The 26,155-nt window shown below is 50.9% G+C and carries 23 protein-coding genes and 1 pseudogene; 7 read left to right on the top strand and 17 right to left on the bottom strand.

Annotated features, from left to right (window positions below):
• Positions 1-48: 48 nt before the first annotated feature.
• The 14 genes from IE055_RS17330 to tsaE form a co-directional block, all read right to left on the bottom strand.
• On the bottom strand, positions 49-1,170 hold the full coding sequence (locus IE055_RS17330) for a helix-turn-helix domain-containing protein (RefSeq protein WP_189402956.1): 1,122 nt from the start codon (positions 1,168-1,170) through the stop codon (positions 49-51).
• A 77-nt stretch (positions 1,171-1,247) separates the two neighbouring features.
• On the bottom strand, positions 1,248-1,718 hold the full coding sequence (locus IE055_RS17325; protein ID WP_189402955.1) for a hypothetical protein: 471 nt from the start codon (positions 1,716-1,718) through the stop codon (positions 1,248-1,250).
• Between the two features lie 104 nt (positions 1,719-1,822).
• On the bottom strand, positions 1,823-2,581 hold the full coding sequence (gene rlmB, locus IE055_RS17320) for a 23S rRNA (guanosine(2251)-2'-O)-methyltransferase RlmB (protein ID WP_189402954.1): 759 nt from the start codon (positions 2,579-2,581) through the stop codon (positions 1,823-1,825).
• An 83-nt stretch (positions 2,582-2,664) separates the two neighbouring features.
• The gene (gene rnr, locus IE055_RS17315) at positions 2,665-4,917 is read right to left on the bottom strand and encodes a ribonuclease R (protein ID WP_189402953.1); all 2,253 of its coding nucleotides are present in this window, start codon (positions 4,915-4,917) and stop codon (positions 2,665-2,667) included.
• 33 nt (positions 4,918-4,950) lie between these two features.
• Positions 4,951-6,243, bottom strand: coding sequence for an adenylosuccinate synthase (locus tag IE055_RS17310; protein ID WP_189402952.1), 1,293 nt, complete (start codon positions 6,241-6,243; stop codon positions 4,951-4,953).
• A gap of 85 nt (positions 6,244-6,328) precedes the next feature.
• A complete protein-coding gene (locus tag IE055_RS17305; RefSeq protein WP_189402951.1) occupies positions 6,329-7,294 on the bottom strand; it encodes an ATP phosphoribosyltransferase regulatory subunit in 966 nt (321 codons plus the stop codon).
• Positions 7,295-7,488: 194 nt separating this feature from the next.
• A complete protein-coding gene (hflC, locus tag IE055_RS17300; RefSeq protein WP_189402950.1) occupies positions 7,489-8,358 on the bottom strand; it encodes a protease modulator HflC in 870 nt (289 codons plus the stop codon).
• Entirely contained in the window at positions 8,359-9,555 is a 1,197-nt protein-coding gene (hflK, locus tag IE055_RS17295; protein WP_189402949.1) for an FtsH protease activity modulator HflK, read from the bottom strand.
• Between the two features lie 66 nt (positions 9,556-9,621).
• A complete protein-coding gene (gene hflX, locus IE055_RS17290; RefSeq protein WP_189402948.1) occupies positions 9,622-10,905 on the bottom strand; it encodes a ribosome rescue GTPase HflX in 1,284 nt (427 codons plus the stop codon).
• A gap of 136 nt (positions 10,906-11,041) precedes the next feature.
• The gene (hfq, locus tag IE055_RS17285; protein ID WP_189402947.1) at positions 11,042-11,278 is read right to left on the bottom strand and encodes an RNA chaperone Hfq; all 237 of its coding nucleotides are present in this window, start codon (positions 11,276-11,278) and stop codon (positions 11,042-11,044) included.
• A 235-nt stretch (positions 11,279-11,513) separates the two neighbouring features.
• Complete coding sequence (miaA, locus tag IE055_RS17280; protein WP_189402946.1) at positions 11,514-12,470, bottom strand: tRNA (adenosine(37)-N6)-dimethylallyltransferase MiaA; 957 nt, start codon at positions 12,468-12,470, stop codon at positions 11,514-11,516.
• The gene (mutL, locus tag IE055_RS17275; protein WP_189402945.1) at positions 12,470-14,347 is read right to left on the bottom strand and encodes a DNA mismatch repair endonuclease MutL; all 1,878 of its coding nucleotides are present in this window, start codon (positions 14,345-14,347) and stop codon (positions 12,470-12,472) included. The genes miaA and mutL overlap by 1 nt, the downstream gene beginning before the upstream one ends.
• A gap of 21 nt (positions 14,348-14,368) precedes the next feature.
• Positions 14,369-16,114 carry an N-acetylmuramoyl-L-alanine amidase gene (locus IE055_RS17270; protein WP_189402944.1) on the bottom strand — a complete coding sequence of 582 codons (1,746 nt, stop codon included), beginning with the start codon at positions 16,112-16,114 and terminating at the stop codon, positions 14,369-14,371.
• A gap of 220 nt (positions 16,115-16,334) precedes the next feature.
• A complete protein-coding gene (gene tsaE / locus IE055_RS17265) occupies positions 16,335-16,787 on the bottom strand; it encodes a tRNA (adenosine(37)-N6)-threonylcarbamoyltransferase complex ATPase subunit type 1 TsaE (protein ID WP_229794352.1) in 453 nt (150 codons plus the stop codon).
• Between the two features lie 206 nt (positions 16,788-16,993).
• Here tsaE and IE055_RS17260 point away from each other — a divergent pair.
• The 4 genes and pseudogenes from IE055_RS17260 to IE055_RS17245 form a co-directional block, all read left to right on the top strand.
• A pseudogene (locus tag IE055_RS17260) lies at positions 16,994-17,197 on the top strand (GTP-binding protein); the annotation flags it as partial.
• Positions 17,198-17,277: 80 nt separating this feature from the next.
• Positions 17,278-17,724 carry a MerC domain-containing protein gene (locus IE055_RS18130; protein ID WP_189402942.1) on the top strand — a complete coding sequence of 149 codons (447 nt, stop codon included), beginning with the start codon at positions 17,278-17,280 and terminating at the stop codon, positions 17,722-17,724.
• Between the two features lie 113 nt (positions 17,725-17,837).
• Positions 17,838-18,941, top strand: a complete 1,104-nt coding sequence (gene queG / locus IE055_RS17250) for a tRNA epoxyqueuosine(34) reductase QueG (RefSeq protein WP_189402941.1) — start codon at positions 17,838-17,840, stop codon at positions 18,939-18,941.
• 181 nt (positions 18,942-19,122) lie between these two features.
• On the top strand, positions 19,123-20,745 hold the full coding sequence (locus IE055_RS17245; RefSeq protein ID WP_189402940.1) for an endonuclease: 1,623 nt from the start codon (positions 19,123-19,125) through the stop codon (positions 20,743-20,745).
• 232 nt (positions 20,746-20,977) lie between these two features.
• Here IE055_RS17245 and rpmG read toward each other — a convergent pair whose 3' ends face one another.
• The 3 genes from rpmG to radC all read right to left on the bottom strand — a co-directional run bounded on the left by rpmG (position 20,978) and on the right by radC (position 22,334).
• Positions 20,978-21,133, bottom strand: a complete 156-nt coding sequence (gene rpmG / locus IE055_RS17240; RefSeq protein ID WP_189402939.1) for a 50S ribosomal protein L33 — start codon at positions 21,131-21,133, stop codon at positions 20,978-20,980.
• 31 nt (positions 21,134-21,164) lie between these two features.
• Positions 21,165-21,401: a 50S ribosomal protein L28 gene (rpmB, locus tag IE055_RS17235; protein WP_189402938.1), complete on the bottom strand. Its 237-nt coding sequence runs from the start codon at positions 21,399-21,401 to the stop codon at positions 21,165-21,167.
• A 258-nt stretch (positions 21,402-21,659) separates the two neighbouring features.
• Positions 21,660-22,334, bottom strand: coding sequence for a RadC family protein (gene radC / locus IE055_RS17230; RefSeq protein WP_189402988.1), 675 nt, complete (start codon positions 22,332-22,334; stop codon positions 21,660-21,662).
• Between the two features lie 282 nt (positions 22,335-22,616).
• Between radC and coaBC the strand changes: the two genes are divergently transcribed.
• The 3 genes from coaBC to IE055_RS17215 all read left to right on the top strand — a co-directional run bounded on the left by coaBC (position 22,617) and on the right by IE055_RS17215 (position 25,855).
• On the top strand, positions 22,617-23,822 hold the full coding sequence (coaBC, locus tag IE055_RS17225; RefSeq protein ID WP_229794350.1) for a bifunctional phosphopantothenoylcysteine decarboxylase/phosphopantothenate--cysteine ligase CoaBC: 1,206 nt from the start codon (positions 22,617-22,619) through the stop codon (positions 23,820-23,822).
• A gap of 27 nt (positions 23,823-23,849) precedes the next feature.
• Complete coding sequence (gene dut / locus IE055_RS17220) at positions 23,850-24,308, top strand: dUTP diphosphatase (protein WP_189402936.1); 459 nt, start codon at positions 23,850-23,852, stop codon at positions 24,306-24,308.
• Between the two features lie 263 nt (positions 24,309-24,571).
• On the top strand, positions 24,572-25,855 hold the full coding sequence (locus IE055_RS17215) for a citrate synthase (RefSeq protein WP_189402935.1): 1,284 nt from the start codon (positions 24,572-24,574) through the stop codon (positions 25,853-25,855).
• Positions 25,856-26,155 lie beyond the last annotated feature (300 nt).

The following is a 26,155-nucleotide window of genomic DNA, read 5'->3' as shown; positions in this document are numbered from 1 at the left end:
GATTGCGAATCGCGTCCACGTTTATAATATTGGACGCCGGGCGGCGGCCTAAATTTGTTGTGTGCGGTATTGCGTTGGTGTGACACCCGTTACTTTTTTAAAGATCGCGTTAAAACTGCTCTTGGAGGAAAATCCGGCATCCAATGCCAGGTCAATTAACTTTCGGTCAGCGGGCTGCCCAAGTTGCTCACACACTTCGGCTACGCGGTATTCATTGATGAACTGATTAAAGTTCTTGCCATCATGCTGATTCAGCGTTTCGGAAAGCTGATGCACACTGACACCAACCTGCTCCGCCAACGCTGCCAGAGTGAGCTGACTGTCTCGATACAGGCATTGCGTCTCGACCTGTTGCTTCACCAGATTCAAGACCTTAGCGCGAGTCTCACGATCCAGCACGCCGTCGGCCTCTGGTTTAACTCTGAGGCTGGTGACGGACGGTAATTCGAGCTGCGTGATGTGAAAAAGCGCCGGGTTCCGCCACTGCATAACGGCCACAAAATACACCATCACAACCAACAGAAAATCAGCCAACATATTAAACGTCGGCGCATATGTGACAGCAACCGACTCGCGCATGAGGAAATAGAACAGCACTTTTAGACCCCAGATCAACACGGTGAACCCGATCAGCGTCCACAACCAACTAAAAATATCTGGGTTATAGGCCGACAAGGTCTTTCGTGCTTGACCTTGTGAACGTCTGACCAATCGCACTAGCAATACGATGTAGACTACAATCTGGCCGTAAAAAACCACTTGGGTCAGCGTGTGTCGGAGTAACGTGGTTTGTGGCACGCGCACGAATTCAAGTGCACGCTCGGACGAGAGCAAAATGTCGTAGTTCAGTAGACAGCAAAGGAGCAAGGGAAGCAAGTGCACGGCATCGCCTAGCCTTAATCCGGAATCGGTGAGTGCCGTGCGACAATACAGATAGGTAAGTCCACCCGAACATGCGGGCAGAAACAGTAGAACCCCAATAAGCCAAGAAAAAGCACTGTTGCCAGCAAATACAATCATCGGCAGGAAGAATATCGTGGCAATCAACAAGCATTGCACGGCGAGAATTTTACCAGCACTGTTCACTCGTCGGTCCGTGATGAGCAACGTGAACAATAACAGCCCCTGTAGCCCGCCGATGACGAGAATTACGGTTTGAGCCAGCGACATCGGTATACTGAATTGGTCGTATTCGGCGTGCTATTAAGCGATGTGACTTCCTTTCATGGTGTATACGTTCACCTGTACTATTGAATTAACCCATCATCTTTATTAACCGGTGTACCGGAACGGATCAACTCTCGAGCCGTGGTAATTTTGCATCGCTGTTCCACGCAAGCGGCAACCGCTGGCGGCATGACATCACAAGTCGACATCATCTGATTTTTGAGATTATTCTGGTGCGCTAGTTCTGCGGATTGCTTGGCCAGCTCCTCCAGCTGGACAATCGCGTCGGTGCCGATCAGTTTTGAGTATGCCATGTAACCACTCGGGCCTCCGCAAGCGCGCTGCCCAAGCGGGATCGTGGCGCAATCGGCGTCTGTTTCACAAACCCTGGAACCCACGATTCGCTCCATCTCTGCGTATACGTCTTCGATCGCAGCCGGAATCGGTGCACTGGTGGCCGCCACGTCCAGTTTCGGCTTCTCATCACTCGCTGCACATGCCGATAACGGCAGCAAACATGCCACAAGTACTCCTAGTCGAACAAGTTTCATAAACAGACTCCAATTAATTGTTTCAGTTCTCAAGTTTGGCTGATTAGCTTGCAGCGTATATCAACTTGTGACGTTACGGTAATGTTCGAACTCGAGCAAGCCGTTCAGACCTGACAGCGTTGCCGTACCGCTTCGTACAGACAAACACCGGTAGCCACAGACACATTGAGACTGGACACCACCGAACCGGCCATCGGCAAACTGACCAGACAGTCACACTTCTCGGCCGTGAGTTTTCGCAACCCTTTACCTTCGGCCCCCATAACGATCGCAATCGCCCCAGTCAAATCTTGTTGATATAGATCATGGTCGGCTTTGTCAGAAGTACCGATCATCCAGAGCCCTGCTCGCTTAAGCATATCCATACTGCGGGCCAGGTTCGGCACGCGAAAAATCGGCATGGTTTCCGCCGCGCCGCTCGCGACCTTTTGAACTACGGAGGTAATCGGGCTAGCGTTATCCTTAGCCACCACCACCGCATCCACGCCAGCGGCATCGGCAGTCCTCAAACATGCACCAAAATTATGCGGATCTTGAACGTGATCAAGTATCAGTAACAAGGCTGGTTTTGCGGCTGGCTGTTGCTCGATAAAATGACGCAAGTCTTTGTCACCGCCAACTGCACGTGGCCTTGCAAGCAGGGCCACACCCTGATGCTGCGGACTGCCACAACGACGATCCAGCGTGGCACGATCCACCGGATGAATCGACAAGCCGATGGTACTGGCTTGAGTCAAAATATCCGCCTGGACTTGATTCGAGGGATTAATCACCACCCAGAGCTCAATCGCTCGCTCGGGATTCACCCGTAACACAGCACTGACAGCATGGTGCCCAATCACCCAGGATTGTTGTTGACTCATTTTGATCGCTCCAATTCGCTATGTATCTGCGTCTACAAAAAAAACCGCGGCAAGTTTACCTCAAGCGCGGATGAAAACGCGACTTATCGTCGGTGCTTACTCCCTTTATGGTGATGTTTGCCGTGGCCACTAACTTGCTGATTACTCTTCGATCGCTTACCGCGACGAAACTTTTCGTTCTTGATGTCGGTCAACGCAAAGTCAATCCTGCCTTGATCCATATCAACCCGCGCTACCTGTACCTCCAAGCGATCACCCGTGGTGTAGACGCGGCCTGAGTGTTCGCCGATCAAGCGCCGGGTTTCTGAATCAAAGCGATAATAATCCTGCCCCAGTGACGTTATGTGCACCAGCCCATCAACATAAAACTCCTCGAGTTCCACGAACAGACCAAACTCAGTGACACTGGACACCACACCATGCAATTTTTCACCAATTTTATGGCTCATAAACTCACATTTTAACCACTGCACAGCCTCACGCGTGGCTGCTTCAGCACGACGCTCGGTGGATGACGCCTGCTCGGCAGTCTTCTCGACCTCAATGAACTTTTCGTCCGAATCTTGTAACTCAGGGTCGGTCAGCAAACGGCGTATCTGCCGATGGACAAGCAAATCCGGGTACCGTCGAATCGGCGACGTGAAATGCGTGTAGGAATCGAAATTTAGTGCGAAGTGTCCGTTATTTTCAACGTCGTAGCGTGCCTGCTTCATACTGCGCAACAAGGCAGTTTGCACAATCTTGGCGGTCAACGGATCATCTACTTCCTTCATCACTTTGGAAAAATCTTGCGGCCCCGGTGTGTCGCCACCGGGCAGTAACAATTTGAATTGACGTAGAAAGGTACGGGCGTCGGCAATTTTGTCCTCATCTGGGGCATCATGGACGCGATAAATACCAGCCGCATTGGAGTCATTCAACATTAAAGAAGCACAGATATTTGCCGCTAGCATGCACTCTTCGATCAAGCGATGAGCATCATTTCGCTCTCTTGCTTCAACGCGCTCAATCTTGCGTTCATCATCAAAAATGATAATTGGTTCGGGTATCTCGAACTCGATCGTGCCGATTGCGCGACGTCGTGCACCGAGTCGCTTGGACAAGGCGTACAAGGCCTTAATCGGCGCATGCAACGCTGGTGCAATGCTTGATTCAGTCGCATCGCCAGCAACCAATGCTGCGACCTGGGTGTAGGTAAGGCGCGCATGCGAATGCATTACCGCCTGGTAGAAATCATAGCTTTCGATTTCTCCCTCACGGTCAACAACCATGTCGCACACAAAACATAAGCGATCCACTTCCGGCTTCAAAGAGCACAGCCCATTCGACAAAATCTCAGGCAACATGGGGATCACATTATTCGGAAAATAGACCGAGGTACCTCGTTGCCAAGCTTCCAGATCTAGGGGACTGTGTTCTTTTACGTAGGAAGACACATCAGCAATCGCAACGACCAACCGATGTTTACCGTCATTCAACGGTTCACAATAGACCGCATCATCGAAATCGCGCGCGTCTTCGCCATCAATGGTGACGAGCGGCAGATCGCGAATATCGGTTCGGCCTCGTTTATCCGCTTCGCTCACTGTTTCAGAAAAGCCGTCGATCTGGCGCACCACCGCCTCCGGCCACTCGTACGGTAATTGGTGCTTGCGGATCGCGATTTCGATCTCCATGCCCGGCGCCAAGTAGTCACCCAACACGTCGACAATCTCCCCAACCGGTTGAAAATGTTTGGTTGGGTGTTTGGTTATTTTAACCGACACAACTTGACCGGTTTCGGCGCCCGCCGTATGTTCTGGCAGCACAAAAATGTCCTGGCCGATACGCTGATCGTCTGGTACCACAAAGTGTAGATTATTCTCATTGTAGTAGCGCCCAACCACTTCGAGGTTACCGCGCTCAATGACATCCACAATCTGACCAAACAATTTATGTCGGCGGTCACGCCCAACGATACGGACGTTGACGATGTCGTTGTGCAGCACCTCACGCATTTCGTGTGAGCGCAGGAACACTTTCTCGCGCGTTTCATCAGTCAAAACGTAGCCGTGGCCATCAACGTGGCCGACCACACGCCCGCGGTGTTCCTGGATCGCGTGTTTCATCGCCCAGCGGTGTTTGCTAAGTTGCGATACTTTACCTTCGTCGCGGAGTTGCTCGAGAATCTCAAAGGTTTCTTGTCGGCCTTCCTTGCCGACTCGTCCTAAGGTCTCAGCGATGGCCTTGGTGTTGGCTGGTTCGCGTCGCTGAGACAGGTACTTAAGCACAATACTGGTGCTCAAGCGTTTATGTTTTCGTGTGGATTTATTTTTGGTTTTATTTTTCTTTTTCAAATTCCTAATCTTTTCCTGACCTGTCTATACCGACTAGGCGTACAGGTCTCTTAAAATAATCGTTTCCGCCCGATCCGGGCCAGTCGAAACGATATCAATTGGCACACCGACCAGCTCGGCCAATCGTGCCACATAGTTTTGCGCTGCCTCAGGCAAGTCGGCCAGAGACTGAGCACCCTGGGTGTCTTCAGACCATCCAGGCATTGTTTCATATACTGGTTTACATTGTGCCAGAGCATCTGCACCAGCTGGTGAAACCGACAGTCTACGCCCTTGGTATTCGTAGGCAGTACAGATTTTGAGTTCGGACAAGCCATCCAGCACATCCAGTTTAGTCAAACACAGTGAGGTCAGACCATTGACCTGCCGGGAACGTCGCATTAACACAGAATCAAACCAACCACACCGGCGTGAACGCCCGGTTGTGGCACCGAATTCATGGCCTTTGGTGCCGAGATGTTCGCCAACTTCACAATCGAGCTCAGTTGGAAACGGACCTGCGCCAACGCGTGTGGTATACGCTTTAACGATTCCCAGGACATCATCAAATGCCGTCGGCCCGATGCCACTACCTGCCGCAGCGTAACCCGCCGATGTGTTGGATGAGGTCACGTACGGATAGGTACCGTGATCGATATCCAACATCATGCCTTGCGCGCCCTCGAACATCATCGGACGCCCCGCACGGCTGTAATCGTCCAGCAATTGAGTCACATCAACGGTCATGGACGCCAATCGATCCTTATAGCCCAGACACTGATCCAGCACCTGTTTAAAATCTAGTGGCTCCACCTTGTAATAGTTAATAAGGGCAAAATTGTGATATTCCATCACGCTTTCTAATTTATCGGCGAAATGATAGTCGTATACCAAATCTCCGAGGCGAATACCGCGTCGAGCTACTTTGTCTTCGTAAGCTGGACCAATGCCACGGCCTGTGGTGCCAATAGCTTTGTTACCACGCTTGATTTCGCGCGCTTGATCCAGCGCCACATGGTGCGGCAAGATTAAAGGGCAAGCTTCACTGATACCCAGCCGCTCGGTAACCGGCACGCCATTGGCTTCAAGTTGTTCAACTTCTTCAAACAAGGCGTCCGGGGCCAATACCACACCGTTGCCGATCAAACACTGCACACCGTCGCGCAGAATACCTGACGGAATCAGGTGCAGCACGGTCTTCTTACCGTCAATTACCAGCGTATGACCCGCATTATGTCCGCCTTGAAAGCGCACCACCACGTTGGCAACATCCGTTAACAAGTCGACAACTTTCCCCTTACCTTCGTCGCCCCACTGCGTGCCAACGACAATTACTTTTTTGCTCATACGGTTTTCGATATCACAATTACGGTGTTTCTTTAGTCGCAGATTGACTGAATCAGACTGCGTCGAGTTTGTTGGCGCAAGCCTATTACGCCAGCTTTACCAGAGTTTTGAGGTCGGCACTAAAGCCGGTTGCGGGCCGACTACGGCCAAACAATTTACCAATCCGATCGTAGCGACCGCCTTGGGCAACGGCACGTCCGCGACCGCTCACAAACGCATCGTATTTTAGTCCGGTGTGGTAGCGGTAACCAGCAACGTCGGCTAAGTCGATATGCACTTTGACCTTTGGTGCGCTCGCTTGAAGGTGTTCGACAACATTACTGAGTTGCTGCAAAGCCGATTGTAACTCGTCGTCATTGGCGAGCATGTCACGTGCGGTACTGAGCACGGCCACGCCGCCTTGCAAATCGAGTAAAGCATTGAACGGTGCCACATCCACCTGTGCTTGCAGTTCGGCCAAGTCAGGACGAGATTTGCGCAGCAATACATCACGTAAACGTTGTTCCGTACTGCCCTCAATGGCTTGTTGTTGTAGCAACGCGCGATAAATCCCAACATGACCAATACTCAGTGTGACATCCGGCGCGCGGCTTAAACTCAACGTCTGCAACATCGCGTCAATAACTTGCATATCGGCACTTTCGTCTTCGATTCCAAACACCTCGGCACCAATCTGTAATAGCTCTCGCTGCCCGCCCATTTGCGCAGGTTGTGTGCGCAGGACGGTGCCAGCATAACAGAGCTTATTGACCTCGCGGTCAGCCAGATAGTGCGAATCGATACGCGCGATTTGAGGCGTAATATCGGCCCGAATTCCCAACATACGGTGCGTATGCTGATCCATGAATTTGTAGGTTTGGGTATCGAGTTCCTCACCGGTCCCGGTGAGTAATGCATCGACGAACTCCATTACCGGCGGCATCACCAAATCGAAGCCACGTTCAGTGAGGTCATCAAGAACCGCACGTCGTAGCATTTCTAATTTGATTGCCTCGTCTGGCAGGATTTCTTCAACACCTTCTGGTAGTAGCCAGTTAGCGTCATTAACCATGGCGAGTAGCCTTTACAAGGGTCTGGGTTGATTACGCGCAGATTATACGTGCAAGCCGAGATCGAATATAGCCCTGAGCCAGAATTACTGACGGGTTTATCGGCCGCAATCCGGCGCAGTAGCGATCGACCGATCGATAAAGCGTCGATGTCGCGCATAGATGCGAACATCGACGCTCGATTTCATCGGTCGAACTATTTAGTCGCTGAATTGAAATGCTTAAAGAATTCCGAGTTTGAATCCAAGATGATCAAATCACCCGACGAGTTGAACGTTGACTTGTAGGCGTTGAGTGAACGGAAAAATTCATAGAACTCCTCATCAGCACCGAACGCATCTGCGTAAATTTTTGTTGCCGTAGCATCGGCGTCACCGCGCGTCAACTGCGCTTTTTTCTCAGCCTCGGAGACTAACTCAACCTTGGTGCGGTCTGCATTCGCGCGTATTTCAATGGCGACCTCATTACCCGTTGCGCGATACTCATTGGCAATTCGCTGACGCTCTGAACGCATACGTTCAAAGACGTTAGCTTGAATTTGATCAGCCAAATCAACGCGTTTCAAGCGCACGTCGACGACCTCAACTCCAATCGCCGATGCCTCACCATCAATTGCCTGCTGCACAATACTCATAATTTCACCACGGTCACCGGCGACCACGTCACGAATATTGCGTCGTGCGATCTGAGCTTTTAGGCTGTTATTGATCTTTTGTTCCAGACGGTTCTCGGCGTTGGCACGAAACTTCACTGTTTTGTAGTACTTTTGCAAATCGGTGATGCGCCATTTCACGAAACTGTCGACCAACAACTCTTCTTTATCGACGGTGATAAAGCGCTCTGGCGGACGATCCATGGTTTGGATTCGCACATCGTATTTCTCAATGGTATTAACCAATGGCAGCTTGAAGTTCAAACCAGGTTGGATTTCCTCACCCGAGAATTCACCAAACTTAAACTTTAATGCGCGCTCCCATTCTTTGACTGTAAACAGTGAGCTTGAAAGAACAGCAGCCAACAGTGCCAGCAAGATCAACAGCACAATAAACAAGTTTTCGGATTTCATTTAGCGACCTCCTCGACGAATTGTCGACGACGTAGTTTGCGCCGGCGGTGTCGTGGTTTGCGGAATCAAGTTGCCATCTTCGCGCGATGTGTTGCGGGGCCGAACCTGCCCTTTGTTTTCGATAATTTTATCGATCGGTAAATACATTAAACTGTTTCCACTACCAGATTCCTGGTCGATCATAACTTTGCTGCTGTCGGCCAACACTTGTTCCATGGCTTCGATGTACAAACGTTTTCGCGTAATTGCAGGCGCTTTCTGGTATTCCTCAAGAATCTTGCTAAAACGCTCGGCTTCACCCGTGGCTTCCGCTACGATTTTCGCTTTGTACGCTTCGGCTTCCTGCAAAATACGTGCCGCCTCACCTCGCGCATTAGGCACAATTTGTTTAGCGTAAGCTTCCGCTTGGTTTTTCAACTTTTCACGATCCTGATCCGCCTTAACCACGTCGTCAAAGGCATCACGAACCTGTACTGGCGGTTTAGCATCCTGAATTTCAATCGACTCAATTTGAATTCCGTAATTGTAGCGATCCAGAATAACTTGCAGTAGAGACTCGGTTTCTGAGTCCACCACCGCACGACCGGTGGTGAGCAGTTCATCCATCTCGGTGCGACCAACAACTTCTCGTAGCGCACTCTCGGTGGCACTGCGGACCACATCATTAATCCCGATACCAGAACGTTGCCCCAATGTCAGATCTCCGGTATTGAATACAAGATCTTCAATCGACTTAATGGTGTACTGCACTGCCATCGTCACGTCGACGATATTTTGGTCTTCTGTCAGCATCAGGGCCTCTTTTGGTTCAGAGGCATTTCCGCGATAGCCCACTTCCACAGTACGAACCTGCTGGGTATCGATCACAATCTTTTCTTCAATCGGCCAGACGATAAACTTCAGGCCTGCGCCGACCGTTTGTTTAAACTTGCCGAATCGTAACTCGACACTTTGGTGACCCTCATCGACCTGATAGACCGACTGTGTAGCCCAATATCCGAGCAACACAAGCAATGCCAACAGGTACGGGGCGAACATACCGCCTCGACCACCTTTACCATTGCGACCACCGCCAAAACGTTTACGTACGTTATCGATAATCTGATCAATATCGGGGTTCTGATTACCTCGATTGTTGCCGTTTCCCCAAGGATCACGGCCTCCCGAGTTACCTGAGCCAGGTTCATTCCAAGGCATTCGTAATTTCTCCAAATAAGAAGGTTTATGCGTTTAATTCTACCAAAATCGGAGTGATAACGGTGACTACAAAGCATCAATCTGAGTAATCTCAGATTGCTTCTGCAACCAACCAAAATCAGCCGGTGACATTTCCAACTCCAGCTCAAAGGAGCCATCGTCTGCGACCGTCTCGGTCTTCACCACACTTTTCTGATACAACGATGCGCGCAGCTTACCCTCACTCGCAGGTAAGATAATGCGGCAACGAGTGTGCAGGCGTGACAAGTGCTCCGTCACCGCTGACATTAACAGATCGATGCCGTGACCACTGTGCGCCGACAACCAGATACTGTCAATCAGGCCAGCCGAATTGCGTTTGACCTTGGGTTGTGCACCCGTCAGGTCGATTTTGTTATAGACCATGATGGTCGGTATTGCACTGGCGCCGATTTCAGCCAGCACCTTGTTAACCTCTGAGATGCACTGCTCGCGATGGGCACTGGCGACATCCACCACGTGCAACAGCAACTGAGCATTGGCAACTTCCTCCAATGTCGAATGAAAGGCCTCGACCAGCGAGTGCGGCAGATCACGAATAAACCCAACGGTATCCGATAAAATCGAAGTCCCAAATTCCGCAAGTTCAACTCGACGCATTGTGGTGTCAAGTGTCGCGAACAACTGATCCTGAGCAAATACATCAGCGTCTGTGATCCGATTGAATAAAGACGATTTACCGGCATTGGTATAACCCACTAATGACACGGTCGGCACCGGTACCTTGGCGCGAGACTTGCGTCTGAGTTGGCGCTGGGCAGAAACCGTGTCCAAACGTTTATTCAGCGCTTTAATTCGATGTCCGATCAGACGGCGGTCGGTTTCAAGCTGCGTCTCACCTGGGCCACGCAGGCCGATCCCACCTTTTTGACGCTCTAAGTGTGTCCAGCCGCGCACCAACCGCGTTGAAATATGCTGTAACTGTGCAAGCTCGACTTGCAATTTACCCTCATGACTGGTGGCACGCTGGGCAAAGATATCCAAAATTAGACCAGTCCGGTCCAGCACACGGACTTTGAGCGCACGTTCAAGGTTTCGTTCCTGAATCGGACTCACTGAGTGGTTCAATATAACCAGTTCTATGTTGTCGGACTCAACACGCTGCTGGACTTCCTCTAACTTCCCTTTACCGATGTAGGTCGAAGGATCAGGCGTCCGTCGAAATGCGGTTATGGTGTCGAGCACCTCAGCGCCGGCGGACTCAGCCAGCAACTTGATCTCTTCTAAGATCTCTGAGTCTTCGTGCGAGGAGTCGCGCTGAAATAAGATCAGCGCGCGGGGTTGGGATTTAGCTTCAGCGAGTTCAAACACAGTATTAATTTAATTCGCTGCGGAGTTCGCAGCAGACGTTTAATCAGTTAGCCCATGCTGGCGGGCGAATGCCACCAGCACGCAATTCTGATCAACAGAAACCATTTCAAATGGAGAATAACTCACTGATTGAAAATTACGATTCGTCGTCAAAATCGATTTTAACGGCTTTTGCTGGTACCACCGTAGAAACAGCATGTTTGTAAATCATTTGATTTACCGTGTTGCGCAGCACAATAACGAACTGATCAAACGACTCTACTTGCCCTTGCAGCTTGATACCATTTACCAAGTAGATCGAAACCGGAATACGTTCTTTTCTAAGCGCATTTAGGAAAGGGTCTTGCAGCGCTGTGCCTTTATTCTGTGCCATTGTTCTTATTCTCGTTTTACTATTTATTAGATCATTTATTTGAACGCTGTAAACTGATCATACTGATAATTCTACGCACCATGCTCAACCACCGGATTCTTATCAAGAACATCGTTCCGACGATTCGCTTGCAAGAATTTCCATGAGCTCCAATGCGGGTACTCTTTAACAAATTCAGATCACGATCGTTTTCATTATATTCTACTTAAATGACAATTTTCTCTAATTTAGCGCGCTAAACACTAACAATTGAGCGAATAAGCGTAACAAGCGGTTGAAATTGCTTATTTTCTAAACCTGTATCGATCCACCAAAGCATATTTCGCTGATTGCGCAGCCAAGTCAACTGTCGTTTTGCCAGCTGCCGCGTTGCCGCAACCCCTTTGCTCCGCATAGTGTCATAATTAAGGTCGCCATTCAGAAATTCAAGCATCTGGCGATATCCAATCATTTTCATTGCAGTCGATTCTGAGTCCACACCGCGGGCCAAGAGTGTTTCAACCTCTGCCTGCAAACCTTGATCCAGCATAATGTCGAACCGCTTAGCAATACGTTGATGTAACACGGATCGATCGGAAAACGCTAACGCGACCTTCAACATAGGGTTGGGCACTGGCGGCTTACGGCTGGCATTGTGGCTCGCTACGGTCCGACCACTGGTGAGAACGATCTCGAGTGCGCGCTGAATGCGTTGAGCATCGGCTGGATCAATGCGCGCCGCACTCTCGGGGTCTAGCGCAGCCAGTCGCGCATGCTGCACCACCCAGCCGGACGCTTGCGCGCCTTGAGTGATTTCATCACGTAGTGCTTGATCCGCTTTGGGCAAATCACTTAAACCTTGTTCTAAGGCGTTGAAGTAAAACATGGTGCCACCAGCCAACACTGGCAGCTTACCGCGGGCTGTGATCGATTCAATCAACTGATTACAATCGGTGTAGAAATCCGCCACAGAATAGGTGTCGTTCGGATCACGAATATCCACCAGATGGTGCGGGTAGCGACGTAAAAAATCAACGTCGGGCTTGGCAGTGCCGATATTCATCTCACGATAAACCAACGACGAATCGACGCTGATGATTTCGCAATCAAGCCCATCATAAAGTTGTGCTGCCACATCGGTTTTCCCGGTCGCGGTCGGCCCCATGATACAGATCACAGGAATCTCTGTCGCACTCTGCCCGTGGTTTTGCATTACTGCCCTCGCTTGAACCAACTGTCGAGTTGGCCCAGCGACATCTGGACCCAAGTCGGCCGCCCATGATTGCACTGTCCACTGCGTTCGGTAATTTCCATATCACGCAGCAACGCATTCATTTCTGGTATCGATAACTGGCGGTTCGCACGCACTGAACCGTGACATGCCATCGACGACAAGATTTCATGCATAGTTTCCTGGATTCGATCACTGTGCTCGTCCGCCACTAAGTCGGACAAGACATCGCGCACCAACTGCGACACATCGGCTTTCGCTAACAGGTCCGGCACGCTGCGCACGACGAGGACATTTTCGTCTATTTGTTCAACCTCCAAGCCAAGCTGATCGAACAGTGTTTGCTGTGACCTCCATGCCTGGATTTCATTATCGCTGACTTGAATGGTTACCGGAACCAGTAGTGGCTGCTGCCGTATCGCGGCACCTTCCATACCAGTCTTGAGGCGCTCGTAAGTGATTCGCTCATGAGCAGCATGCATATCCACCAGCACCAGGCCTTTTTCATTCTCCGCCAAGATGTAGATGCCTTTCAATTGCCCTAACGCATAGCCCAGTGGCGGTATGGTACCGTCAGCATGGGTGTCAGCCTTAGGAATCTCAGGTGACGTAACTCCGGGGTCTGGACGAAACACTGAGTCCGCAATTTGTTGATAACCGGCGATCTGTTCGCGGACAGCATCCGGTGACATGCGCTCCGATGCCTGGGCATGAGAAACCGGGGCCTGCGCGTAGTTAAAGGGCCGCTGCTCGGTAATTTGCTCCGGTGCCGTGTAGGAAGTCTGTGGCTTTGGACTGGCCGCCCCGTGTTGTGCGTCGACCTGCAAACTGCCCACTTCACCGGCGCTGCTACTCATCACTCGCTGCAGACTGCGAAACACAAAACTGTGTACCGCGCCGCTCTCGCGGAAACGCACCTCGTGCTTGGTTGGATGCACGTTCACATCCACGCGAGCCGGATCCATTTCCAGATACAAAACGTAGACTGGGTGACGACCATGGAACAGAACGTCTTGGTAACCCAAACGCACGGCGTGCACGATGGTTTTATCGCGAATAAGGCGTCCGTTAAGGAAAAAATACTGCATGTCCGCTTGACTGCGAGAAAAACTCGGCAAACCGGCCCAACCCGAAAGCCGCATATCTTCACGTTGTTCTGTAAAATAAACACTGTTCTCCGGCACGTTATCACCGCAGACCATTTTCAGACGGCGCGGATCATCAGCGGGTACCGATGGCAGGTGCAAAACAACTTTGCCATTGTGCGACAGCTTGAAAGCCACATCAAAACGCGACAACGCCATGCGTCGTACGATCTGATCCAAATGTTTAAATTCAGTGGCGTCCGTGCGTAAAAATTTTCGTCGTGCTGGCGTGTTATAAAACAAATCACGCGTTTCGATCGTCGTGCCAACCGGGTGCGCTACTGGCGTCGGCTCCGTTGTCAGGTTGTTACCATCACTGGAGACCATCCAGCCCTGCTCAGCACCGCGTTCACGGGATTGAATCGTCATCCGCGTGACTGAGGCAATACTCGGCAATGCTTCACCGCGAAAACCAAGCGTGGCGATCTGTTCTAAGTCTTGCAGATCTTGAATTTTACTGGTGGCATGCCGCGACAAGGCCATAGCCAAGTCCTGCCTTAAAATACCGTGACCGTTATCTGATATTTTAAGCCGCTTCACGCCGGCGTTATCTACGTCAACATCGATGGCGGTCGCGCCGGCATCCAACGCGTTCTCGATCAACTCTTTCAACATCGAGGCGGGCCGTTCGATGATTTCGCCGGCTGCGATCTGGTTAATTAATCGCGGGTCCAGCGCATGAATGCGATGCTGAGACGGATCGGTGTGAGACATAGTAAGGCGAGAATATAGAATCTACTGAGGGATTTTCAAAACCTGACCGAGCATAACAGTTCGGTTGCGCATATTGTTGGCCTGCATGATTTTTTTCTCAGTCGAACCGTATTTAAGCGCAATCTCAGACAAAGTATCACCACGCACCACTTTATGTTGCGAGATTACATCGCGCACAGCAAGCCCACCTGGCAAACGAAGTTTCTGCCCCAAGTACAGGGTATCCTTCGACAAGCCATTCAACTGTTTGAGCGCGCGAATCGTGACATTATATCGGGCGGATATTTTTGACAGCGAATCTCCCCGACGCACCACATGCACTGCTGGTTTAGCCGAGCGTGAAGGCTTATTCGCCACCGGTGTATCTACGGCACTTCGAGGCAGTTTGAGGCGCGCACCCAGTACAGCAGTATCGCGTTTCAACCCATTTAAAGATTTGAGCGTTCGTACTGATACCCCATACTTCTGCGCTATGGTCGATAGGGTATCACCTCTCACCACCTGGTGATAAACAGGCGAGCTTGACGCTGAATTACTGGCGACTCTGGGCGCAGCATAACTGGCATTGTTGTAGTACGGTGTCTGCTCGTAATATTTGGCGATTGCAGTATGAATCGCGTCCGCAATTTGCTGCTGATAACGTGCGGTGCGCAACTTACGCTCCTCGCCAGGGTTGGTTATAAAGCCAGTTTCAACCAGAATGGAGGGCATGTCAGGTGACTTAAGCACGGCAAAACCCGCTTGCTCAACGCGCTTACTATGTAGCCGCCCCACTTTACTGAGCTCTTGCAAGACCCGCCCGCCAAAGTTGACGCTTTCGCTGATCGTATTTGTCATCGACAAATCGACCAGCACTTGAGCTAGTACCTGATCTTTATTGGCCAGACTGACACCGCCGATCAAGTCCGACGCATTCTCTTTTGCAGCCAAGGCACCGGCCATCGCACTGGTCGCACCGCTCTGCGAGAGAGCAAACACTGACAAACCATTAGCAGATTTTTTGTGGAACGCGTCGGCATGAATTGAGACGAACAAGTCCGCCCCCTTCGCACGTGCATTCTGTCGACGCCGGTGCAAGTCGATGTAGTAATCCCCGGTCCGGATCAATACGGCCTGCATTCTTGGGTCATCGTCAATCGCTTTCTTTAAACGCTTGGCAATCTCGAGCGTCACGTGCTTCTCGCGTGCGCCACGATGCCCGATGGCACCCGGGTCTTCACCACCATGCCCGGCGTCGATCGCAACCACCAACTGCTGGTTCGGTTGCGCCTCGAGGACCACTGGCTCCAAGGTCGGTACTTCGGCGCTGGGTTCAGGGGTCATCGTTTGTGTTGTTTGAGCTTGGTCCAAACGGGGTTCTTTAATGGACTCCGAATGGGTCGAATCCTTTGCTATTTGCGGCACAGAAGGGTCGGACAGATCCACCACCAGACGGTAACCATACAATTCGTTGGGCGTCAGCACAAAACTGGTGTGCTCCAATGGCTTTTTTACATCCAACACGATACGCAAAACCCCTTTGCGAGGCCGACCTGATCGGATACTACTCACATGCGCGTTAGAAGAATCCAGCGCCGGCAGTGCCATCGACAGGTTTGCCTTTTCGATATCGATAACCACACGATTGGGGGCTTGCAAGGTAAACACCCGGTGCACAACGTCTGCCGAAACGTCAAACACCAGCCGCGTCTTATCAGGCGCGTGCCACAGTCGAATATTGTGAACTTGCTTCAGTTCACTGGCGGCATCGGTCTGAGCCGTCGCCATAGGGACCACGCCTAAGAGTAGAAAAACCCAAACAAAAACAGCTGTGTAGGTAATTTTAATCAAGCGACTCACGGGTTCTGGTGGTTAAAAAAAACAGCATCTAAATACTTGCCGCACACACTCGACGGCCATACGCTAATTACACCAGCTTTTGCGACCTGAATCGAGCACTATAACAAAGGTGTCATTAGGCGATAACTCATGCCATGCTGATCAAACGTTACAAACGCTCAAAGGCAATCATTCGAGATTCACTTTGTTGGTTTTCATGCGGTGAAATCTGCACCGTAGCAGTGGCTTTGGGCAACCATCCTGCCCCACGCTCAGGCCATTCGATCAAAAACAGACTATCTTCCCGCCAGAGATCTTCAATCGCTAAGTATTCCAGCTCTTGCGGATCCTCAAGTCGATACAAATCCATATGGTAAACCGTCATGCTCGGCAATGGGTATTCATGAATTAGATTGTAGGTTGGGCTGGTCACCGGTGCAGTGTACCCCAACCCAGCTAGGATCGCCCTAATCAAGGTTGTTTTGCCAGCCCCCATACTGCCGTTGAGGTAGACCGACGCCGGCGCATCTAAGTTGGATGCAATCATCTCGCCGATTTTTATCGTATCGCCGAGGCTATGACTTTCAAACAGTTTTTGCATGGTGTTGGAACGTGTAGACAAAAGCAGATCTAAAGTTGTGATGATTATGACAGTTTGAGTTATGGATGCCTAACTCAAGTTAGGCCAAGAAACCGCATTGACCGTCCGCGGCCACCAACATCACGAATTCCAGATCGAAAACGTAGCCAGGCAACCTGTTGTGTTAACTTCATTGCAAATGTTATATTATAACATTATACAAATAGCCGTCCATAAACAGCTCACGCATGAACCAGAATACACCAACGTCATCGACCGGGCGTCCCAAGTTGCCCGTTACCGTCTTGTCCGGCTTTCTCGGTGCTGGCAAGTCCACAGTGCTAAGCCATATATTGAATAACCGCCAAAATAAACGTGTTGCTGTGATCGTTAACGACATGAGCGAGGTTAATGTCGATTCGGCCATTGTTCAAAACGAAGTCACAGTTAGCTACGACTATCAGCACCCCAAAGCGCCTGGCAACGCTCCCCTGTCTGACGCCATCGATGCACTCTGCGCCAAACCTTCGACATGAAGTATTTCACACAACAACGCTGGATTAATGAAACTCTACCGTGGCTCGATCGAATCTCCATCGGTCTTTCAACCCTCTGCGTTGTGCATTGTTTAGCCACCCCACTACTGTTAGTTCTCGTACCGGCACTAGGCACCACTTTTTTTGCTGGCGAAGAATTACATTTCTACCTTGTTGTTGGTGTCGTACCCGCGAGTTGTTTTTCCCTTGGCTTAGGGTGCAAGCGTCACCAACGAATTTGGGTCGCACTCCTGGGTATTGCGGGCTTATCTATGCTGGTTTTCGCTCTGAATCTGGAACGGGTGGATATTGCCCCACACTGGGAGTCATCGATCACGCTACTCGGGTCGCTACTCATATCCGCCGCGCATTTTTGCAACTTCCGACTCTGTCGATGGTTAGCGTGCACCAGCTCACACTCAGATTACGATCAAACACTCTAACGTGTAAAGTCAGTAGCTAAGAACGCTGTCTTGGGCACACCCCGCGTCAGTACACCCTGGCAATAACGCACAATTGTGCGATTTCGCGCGCGAATCAGGTAAAATCAGGCATTATGAGTGCGCCACTTTCTAAAAACACTGCCACCACGCCACCCGAAGACTTAGCTCAGCTAGCCGCACAAATAAAAGACTGGGGCAAGCAGCTGGGATTCGATGCCGTTGGTATTGCTGATCTGGACTTGCAGGAACACGAAGTACACTTACAAAACTGGCTGGCGAAAGGGATGCACGGTGACATGGACTACATGCACAAACATGGCACCAAGCGGACACGTCCAGCCGAACTGGTTGCGGGCACACGACGCGTTATTTCAGTACGCATGGATTATGCACCCCCAGATATCCAACAAGCAGAAGAAAAATTGCAACAAACAGAGTTGGGCTATGTCTCGCGCTACGCACTGGGTCGAGATTATCATAAAGTGTTGCGTGCTCGGCTCAAACAATTGGCACAAAGAATCAACCAAGAAATCGGTGAATTTGGCTATCGCGTCTTCACCGATAGCGCGCCAGTGATGGAAAAAGCACTGGCGGAAAAAGCGGGTCTTGGCTGGATCGGTAAACACAGCAATTTGCTGGACTCAAAAACTGGTTCCTGGTTCTTCCTCGGCGAACTGTATATTGACCTGCCATTGCCCGTCGATACCGCCGCAACCAACCATTGTGGCACCTGCTCCCGCTGCATCGACCTGTGCCCGACGGGTGCCATTATAGGCCCTTATCAGGTCGACGCAAGACTGTGCATTTCCTACTTGACCATTGAACTGCGCGGCCCTATTCCAGTGCCATTGCGCAGCAAACTCGGCAACCGTATCTACGGGTGCGATGACTGTCAGTTTGTTTGCCCTTGGAATAAATTTGCGCGCACCACCAAAGAGCCTGATTTCTCCCCGCGCACTGCGATTACCGACCGCCGGTTACTGGCGTTGTTCGACTGGTCAGAGGAAGAATTTTTAAAACACACCGAAGGCTCTGCGATTCGCCGCATCGGACACGCCAGCTGGCAACGTAATATTGCCGTTGCGCTCGGCAATGCCAACCCGGCGGATGACGCAGAACGCGCGGCCATCATCTCAGCCCTCAAAGACCGCAGACCATACGTCGACGATATGGTGCGCGAACATATCGACTGGGCACTGGACCAGCACCAAGTCTGAGACAGACCACGGATTACCATGTTCATCAAGCCGTAATACAAACTCGTCATGGTAGTTATCAACTCACTCAAATTCCTACGTTGCGCATCCACTCGCGCCAGCAAACCTACCCGCTGGTCATTACAGCATCGCCGGGGCGGCTGGACTGCGTGCTCTACCAACCATGATGAGGTAACTCTAAATGTACTTAAAACAAGCCACTCTCGCTGCCACCTTACTACTCGCAGCATCGCTGTCTTCGGCGCAAGTCGCCAATGGAGATTTTGAATCCTGGCAAAGCAGCACGCCCGACAGCTGGACCACCATCGACAGCGGTATTTACCTAGACCCGGTCAGCTCCCCAGTCAGCAACGGCAGTCTGGCCGCCCGAGTCACTGTTACCACAACCAGTCAAAGTGCCACTGACCTGCGCCAGTCCGTTTCTCTAGACGCCAATCAAACCTATGTATTTTCGACCTCGGTTTACCACACCGAAGGTGGCGTACGGGCGCGGATTTACGTGAATGGATACCAAGGTTACTCCGACCCCAATCTCATCAATCAATGGCAACAAATCCAATTTAGCTACACGGCATCGCAGGCTGAAACCATCGAAGTTGGTTTACGGTTTTACGATGTCTCAGGTTTTGATGGCTCCGAAGTGGTCTATGTCGATCACTTCCAACCCACCCACAGCACACCACCAAACCCAGGACCGGGCACTTGCAATGATCACGCCACCACCGTGACATTAAACACCGACAATTATGCGTCTGAGACCAGCTGGGAAATCCGTGACAGCGGCAATCAAGTGGTGCTCAGCAACGGCAGTCTGGCCAATAACACCAGTCATTCCGAACAGGCGTGCCTCTTAGACGGCAACTACACGTTCACCATCACCGACAGCTACGGCGACGGCATCTGTTGCCAGTATGGTAATGGCAGCTACATGCTCGAAGTCGACGGCCAGGTACTGTTTAGCGGTGGCCAGTTTGGCAGCAGCGAAATGCACAACTTCACACTCGGTGATACCAGCGGCGGCGGCAACCCGGATCTTGGTGAATACTACGCCAGCGCAGAAGGTTTGACTGGCTACGCGCTAAAAACCGAATTGCACGACATCATCAAAACTCATGCAGCACAAGGGTATGGCGCAATCTGGGGCTTTTACAGCAGTCATGAAATCGACACTTATTACGATAACGACGGCAGCATTCTGGATATCTATTCAGAGAACCCGACTGGCGGCGACGCGTATACTTACACCGTGATTTCGGACCAATGCGGCACCTACAATAGCGAAGCTGATTGCTACAACCGTGAACACTCGTTTCCACGTAGCTGGTTCGGCGGCGCTATCGAGCCGATGAATTCTGACATCCATCATATTTTTGCGTCGGATGGTTATGTCAATTCCAAACGCGGAAGTTTCCCGTATGGCGAAGTGGGCAGCGCGAGCTTCGTGTCCAACAACGGTTCCAAAGCCGGAAGTGGTGCATCCGGTCTGGGGTACTCTGGTGACGTATTTGAGCCGATAGATGAATTCAAAGGCGATGTCGCGCGCGCGCAATTTTACATGGCGACCCGCTATCAAAACCTGGTTGCAAACTGGGAAAATAACAACAGTAGCTCAGATGCAGTGTTGAATGGCACCAATACCAGCGCCTTTGAACCTTGGTACCTCGCGATGTTGAAAGCCTGGCATCAGCAGGACCCGGTGAGCCAGAAGGAGATTGACCGCAATGCCGCGGCCCATACGTATCAGGGTAATCGAAATCCGTTTGTTGACCATCCCGAATTCGTCACTATGATTTGGGGCAACTAAGCCCAACTCTCAAACCTGACAATTCACCAACCAGTGCGGTGGACGATGACATCGTTTGTTCATCGCACTGGCTTACTCGGGACAAAAACAAAAAAGCCAGCATTATCGCTGGCTTTTTTAAAAGGCTGGCACAGACAGAATCATCTGTGGCACGCAGAGTGTTTGGGAATCGAACTCAAAGCACAGAGCGCCACTTAAGTACGAAATCTAACCAAACGGTCAAGTAATCGACTTACTTAATTTTTGCTTCTTTGTACTCAACGTGCTTACGCACAACTGGGTCAAACTTTTTGATGACCATTTTCTCGGTCATGGTGCGTTTGTTTTTAGTAGTGGTGTAGAAATGACCGGTATTGGCACTCGAAACCAACTTGATTTTATCTCTCATGACAGGACTCCTGTAGCGTAATTAGGTGCAGTTATACTTTTACGCCACTAGCGCGCAAGTCTTTCAATACAGTATCGATACCTTTCTTATCGATAATGCGGATGCCTTTAGAAGACACTCGCAAACGAACCCAGCGATTCTCGCTTTCTACCCAAAACTTACGGTAGTGCAAGTTTGGCATGAATGTGCGACGAGTGCGATTTTTCGCATGTGACACGTTGTTACCAAACGTCGTACCTTTTCCGGTGACCTGACATATTCTAGACATCGTACTAAACCTTTTCTTTTTTAATCTGCGTGCTGTACTTAAACAACCTCGACCACAGTCGCTCCAACCCGAAACCGGATGTCACGACTGATTATATTCGAGGCGCTGTAAGTGTTTGTTTTTTCAGGGCAGCAAGACGATTCTGTGCCCACTGTCCAATCTAGGGGGCGATTTATACCAGAAAGCCATTGAAAATAAAACCAATTCGAACAAATTATCCAGCACTTTTTAGCACCAGAGCTCAGCTGGCTGAAGGTTTTACAACGCACCGATTTCGGCAAATGAAACAACCTCAGCGTCACCGACAACAAAATGGTCCAATAACTTCACACCAACCATTGCCAGCGCCAAGTCCAGCGACTCCGTTAAGGCTTTATCCGCAGCACTCGGCTCGGCCACACCGGACGGATGATTGTGCGCCACAATCATCGCTGCTGCATTGTGTTTCAGTGCAGCTTTTACGACTTCGCGTATTGGCACAGAAGCATTATCGATGGTTCCACGAAACATTTCGGTATGATGAATCACGCGGTGCTTGCTGTCTAAAAACATAGCAAAAAATGACTCATACTGCTTATCACGCAATACCAGACTCAAATAATCACGACTGGCTTGCGGGCTGGTCATGGCTTCACCTTTTTCAAGCCTTTCCATCAAGTAGCGGCGCCCAAGTTCCAACGCTGCTTGAAATTGTACGTACTTTGCCTCTCCGATGCCTTTCAAGACACATAACTCAGACAGCGATAAATTAAGCAAAGCACGTAACCCGCCCGCCCGCAACAGCGCATCTCGCGCCAAGTCTACCGCTGAGCGGCCAGGCAGCCCAGTACGCAAGAAAATCGCTAACAGTTCAGCATCTGACAGTCGCTCGGCCCCACCCTGCAACAATTTTTCTCTGGGGCGCTCAGCTTCCGGCCATTCCTTGATCGGCAATAAGCTTAGTGAGTCTTTATTGATGGATTTCACACCTGCAATGGTGCTCGAATTACGTTTCATATCACTCTCCGTATGGTTTTGAGTTCGCCGCATTGACAACGCGACCCACGATTGACGTGCTTTCCTTAGCAACACCCAGCCTGCGTTGATTCAGACGCACACTGTGTGATTTATTAGACCACAAAATCAGCTACCGATAAAACCATGTCACGCACAAATCGGTTATCATGGATAATTCGGCAGACCAATTGCCTTAACCGAAACTTCCCTGCATGTAACGTGAAACCATTAACCAATAAACGCGTACTACTCGGCGTTACCGCTGGCATTGCCGCCTATAAGTCGCCTGATCTAGTGCGAAAACTAATTGAACTCGGTGCCGAAGTACAAGTTATTCTGAGTCGGAACGCTGAACAATTTGTTGCCCCGCTCGCTTTACAAGCAGTCAGTGGTCATGCCGTACACAACTATGCTATGACTGCCGAAAGTGAATCCGGCATGGGTCACATCGACTTAGCTCGCTGGGCCGACATCGTATTAATCGCACCAGCAACGGCCAATTTCATCGCACGGCTATGCCAAGGCAACGCAGATGAATTATTAACCACCGTGTGTGTTGCCACTGAAGCACCGATTGCTGTGGCGCCCGCGATGAACCAACAGATGTGGCAAAATCCCGCCACCATCGCCAATATTGACACCCTGCGTCATCGCAAGGTCGCCGTTCTGGGGCCCGACTCTGGAGAACAAGCTTGTGGTGAAGTCGGTCCGGGCCGCATGCTGCAACCGGTGGATCTGGCAGCAGAAATTGGCAAATTGTTCAAAACTGAAAGCTTAAGCGGCACACAGATCATGATTACTGCTGGTCCCACCTGGGAAGCTTTGGATCCAGTACGCGGTATCACCAATCACAGTTCTGGCATGATGGGGTACGCGCTGGCGCAGGCAGCCATCGAAGCCGGCGCGCAAGTTACACTGGTCTCCGGCCCAACTGCGTTGACGCCACCGGAACGCGCCAAAGTCGTCAATGTGGTGTCTGCGCTGGATATGCATGCAGCCGTTATGCAGGACATTCAAGATAAGCATATATTTATCGGCGTAGCCGCGGTCGCCGATTACCGACCGGTCGACCAACAAGGGCAGAAAATTAAAAAATCACAGGATGAAATGACCATTACGATGGTCAAAAACCCAGACATTTTGGCTGATGTCGCCGCGCGCAACCCGGCGCCCTTTTGCGTTGGTTTTGCGGCCGAAACCAATGATGTCGAGGCGTACGCTCGCGGCAAACTTGAGCGTAAAAAGCTGGATCTAATCGCCGCCAATCACGTCGGTGGTGAGCAGACCGGTTTTGGCGTACCCGACAACGCAATCACCTTGATCAGCGCCGAAGCGGCAACCCCGTTACCAAAGCAGAATAAATACGCGCTTGCCCGCCAACTAATCGCGGAAATCGCCAAGCACTACCAAACGAAAAACGCCTAAATTTAAAGCAACTTACTCTTTTACCTTATGACTCAAGCCATCCAGTTAAAAATCCTTGATCCACGCCTCGGCACTGACTTCGACCTACCGGACTACGCCACCCAAGGCGCGGCCGGAATGGACTTACGAGCCTGCATTGATGCCCCGCTGGAACTCGCGCCCGGCGTTACCAACCTGATTCCGACTGGCATGTCGATTTACATTGCAGACCCAAGCCTTGCCGCCGTGCTGTTGCCGCGCTCAGGCCTCGGCCACAAACACGGCATCGTGCTCGGAAACCTGACCGGGCTGATTGATTCCGACTACCAGGGCCCGTTAATGGTGTCACTTTGGAATCGAGGCCAAGCCAGTTTTACCATCGAACCTGGGGACCGCATCGCGCAAATGGTCTTTGTTCCGATCGTTCAAGCCAGTTTCGAAATTGTCGAAGACTTCGATTCATCCGCTCGGGCAGCCGGTGGATTCGGCCATACTGGCGTAAAATAAGGCGTTATAGCGCGTATTTTTTCACCATATATCTATCATTTACCACATAGATCACTGCACTTATTATTTTTTGGCCGCGCTTTTGGTATACTGCGCACCGCAATTCTGATGGATGTGCAAAATCGGAGCTTCATCCGGGCACAAGCATCACCAACCAGACTAATCCAATTCTCGAAACGGGCAGTGCTCCGCACACCATGGGTTATCTACCTTTGGCGGTGCCGTGTGTAAGCAGTCCACAACGTTTTATTAATGAGGAAATCATGTCAGATACCCTGTCAATTAAAGACAATCGCACTGGGAAAGAGTACGAGATCGATATCGTAGACGGCAACATCAGCGCCACCCAACTTCGCCAAATAAAAGTTCAAGCCGACGATTTTGGAATGATGAGCTACGATCCCGGGTATTTGAATACCGCGAGTTGCACCAGCCGCATCACCGATCTCGACGGTGCTAAAGGCATTTTGCGCTATCGCGGCTACCCAATAGAGCAATTGGCGGAACGCAGCACCTTTCTAGACGTCGTATATCTGTTATTCAATGGCGAACTGCCCAACGCGCAGCAGTCGACAGACTGGGAACAGCGCATCACGCACCACACCATGCTGCATGAAAAAACCAAACGTTTGATGGGCGGTTTTAACTATGACGCACACCCAATGGGCGTGTTCATCTCAACGGTGGCTGCGTTATCTACCTTTTACCCAGATGCGAAAGACGTCAACGACCCTGAAACACGCATGTTGCAGGCATGCCGCTTGATCGGTAAAACACCGACCATCGCCTCCTATGCCTATCGCAACAGCCGAGGCCTGCCGTACATTTACCCAGACAATGAACTGAGCTACACCGGCAACTTCCTGAACATGATGTACCGCATGGTTGAGCCACGTTACCAAGCGCACCCTGCTTTAGAACGCGCTCTGGATGTCCTGTTCATTCTGCACGCCGACCACGAGCAAAACTGTTCCACCAGCGCGATGCGCAATATTGCCAGCTCCAAAGCTGACCCATTTGTGTCGGTTGCCGGAGCGGCGGCAGCACTGTACGGCCCGTCACACGGCGGTGCCAACGAAGCAGTATTGAACATGCTGCGTGAAATTGGCACCAAAGACAAAGTTGCCGATTACGTGAAGCGTTGTAAGAGCGGCGAAATTCGTTTGATGGGCTTCGGCCACCGCGTGTACAAAAATTATGATCCACGCGCACGCATCGTGAAACAAACTGCCGACGAAGTGTTCGAAGTTACTGGCCGCAATCCATTGATCGATGTCGCCATGGAACTCGAGCGCATCGCACTGGAAGACGAGTACTTCGTATCACGCAACTTGTATCCAAATGTGGATTTCTACTCTGGTTTGATCTACGAAGCGATGGGCTTCCCAATGGAAGCGTTCACCGTGTTGTTCGCGATTCCACGTACCGCTGGTTGGTTGGCCCAATGGATGGAATTGATGGAAGATCCAGAATTCCGTATCACGCGTCCACGACAAAACTACCAAGGTTATGGCGAGCGCAATATTCCGAACGATTATCGCGCCTAATCGCCGCGTTCATCATTCAATCCAGAAAAGCCACCATTCGGTGGCTTTTCTTATTTCAGCCTAATACTTTTGGCGAACATGGTGTGGAAACTCCTCGTTTTGTGACCAATTACTCACCGGATAGTGGCATACTTGGGGTCTTACGCCCTGACCGGGCCTCAGAAGCATGAAATCGCTAACACTGACGAAATATTAAGACAAAAAAACAGCGTATGACTCCCCACTGGCAACAGATTTGGGTATCATCCGACCGCTACCTGGTTTACTTGGGAATCGCGCGCAACTCAGTTTACCTCGACG

The sequence above is a fragment of the Arenicella chitinivorans genome (assembly GCF_014651515.1).
GTDB classification, from domain to species: Bacteria; Pseudomonadota; Gammaproteobacteria; order Arenicellales; family Arenicellaceae; genus Arenicella; species Arenicella chitinivorans.
The sequence above is the reverse complement of the archived record's forward strand: the minus strand, read 5'-3'. Positions and strand labels throughout refer to the sequence as shown.

Excerpts from the sequence above, each read along its gene's own strand:
- rpmB (WP_189402938.1), bottom strand. The coding sequence starts at position 21,401 with ATGTCTAGAATATGTCAGGTCACCGGAAAAGGTACGACGTTTGGTAAC.
- rpmG (WP_189402939.1), bottom strand. The coding sequence starts at position 21,133 with ATGAGAGATAAAATCAAGTTGGTTTCGAGTGCCAATACCGGTCATTTC.
- queG (WP_189402941.1), top strand. The coding sequence starts at position 17,838 with ATGAGTGCGCCACTTTCTAAAAACACTGCCACCACGCCACCCGAAGAC.
- hfq (WP_189402947.1), bottom strand. The coding sequence starts at position 11,278 with ATGGCACAGAATAAAGGCACAGCGCTGCAAGACCCTTTCCTAAATGCG.
- hflK (WP_189402949.1), bottom strand. The coding sequence starts at position 9,555 with ATGCCTTGGAATGAACCTGGCTCAGGTAACTCGGGAGGCCGTGATCCT.
- IE055_RS17245 (WP_189402940.1), top strand. The coding sequence starts at position 19,123 with ATGTACTTAAAACAAGCCACTCTCGCTGCCACCTTACTACTCGCAGCA.
- dut (WP_189402936.1), top strand. The coding sequence starts at position 23,850 with ATGACTCAAGCCATCCAGTTAAAAATCCTTGATCCACGCCTCGGCACT.
- IE055_RS17330 (WP_189402956.1), bottom strand. The coding sequence starts at position 1,170 with ATGTCGCTGGCTCAAACCGTAATTCTCGTCATCGGCGGGCTACAGGGG.
- IE055_RS17270 (WP_189402944.1), bottom strand. The coding sequence starts at position 16,114 with ATGGCGACGGCTCAGACCGATGCCGCCAGTGAACTGAAGCAAGTTCAC.
- miaA (WP_189402946.1), bottom strand. The coding sequence starts at position 12,470 with ATGCAAAACCACGGGCAGAGTGCGACAGAGATTCCTGTGATCTGTATC.
- IE055_RS17325 (WP_189402955.1), bottom strand. The coding sequence starts at position 1,718 with ATGAAACTTGTTCGACTAGGAGTACTTGTGGCATGTTTGCTGCCGTTA.
- IE055_RS17310 (WP_189402952.1), bottom strand. The coding sequence starts at position 6,243 with ATGAGCAAAAAAGTAATTGTCGTTGGCACGCAGTGGGGCGACGAAGGT.
- rlmB (WP_189402954.1), bottom strand. The coding sequence starts at position 2,581 with ATGAGTCAACAACAATCCTGGGTGATTGGGCACCATGCTGTCAGTGCT.
- mutL (WP_189402945.1), bottom strand. The coding sequence starts at position 14,347 with ATGTCTCACACCGATCCGTCTCAGCATCGCATTCATGCGCTGGACCCG.
- IE055_RS17215 (WP_189402935.1), top strand. The coding sequence starts at position 24,572 with ATGTCAGATACCCTGTCAATTAAAGACAATCGCACTGGGAAAGAGTAC.
- IE055_RS17305 (WP_189402951.1), bottom strand. The coding sequence starts at position 7,294 with ATGGTTAATGACGCTAACTGGCTACTACCAGAAGGTGTTGAAGAAATC.
- IE055_RS18130 (WP_189402942.1), top strand. The coding sequence starts at position 17,278 with ATGAAGTATTTCACACAACAACGCTGGATTAATGAAACTCTACCGTGG.
- hflC (WP_189402950.1), bottom strand. The coding sequence starts at position 8,358 with ATGAAATCCGAAAACTTGTTTATTGTGCTGTTGATCTTGCTGGCACTG.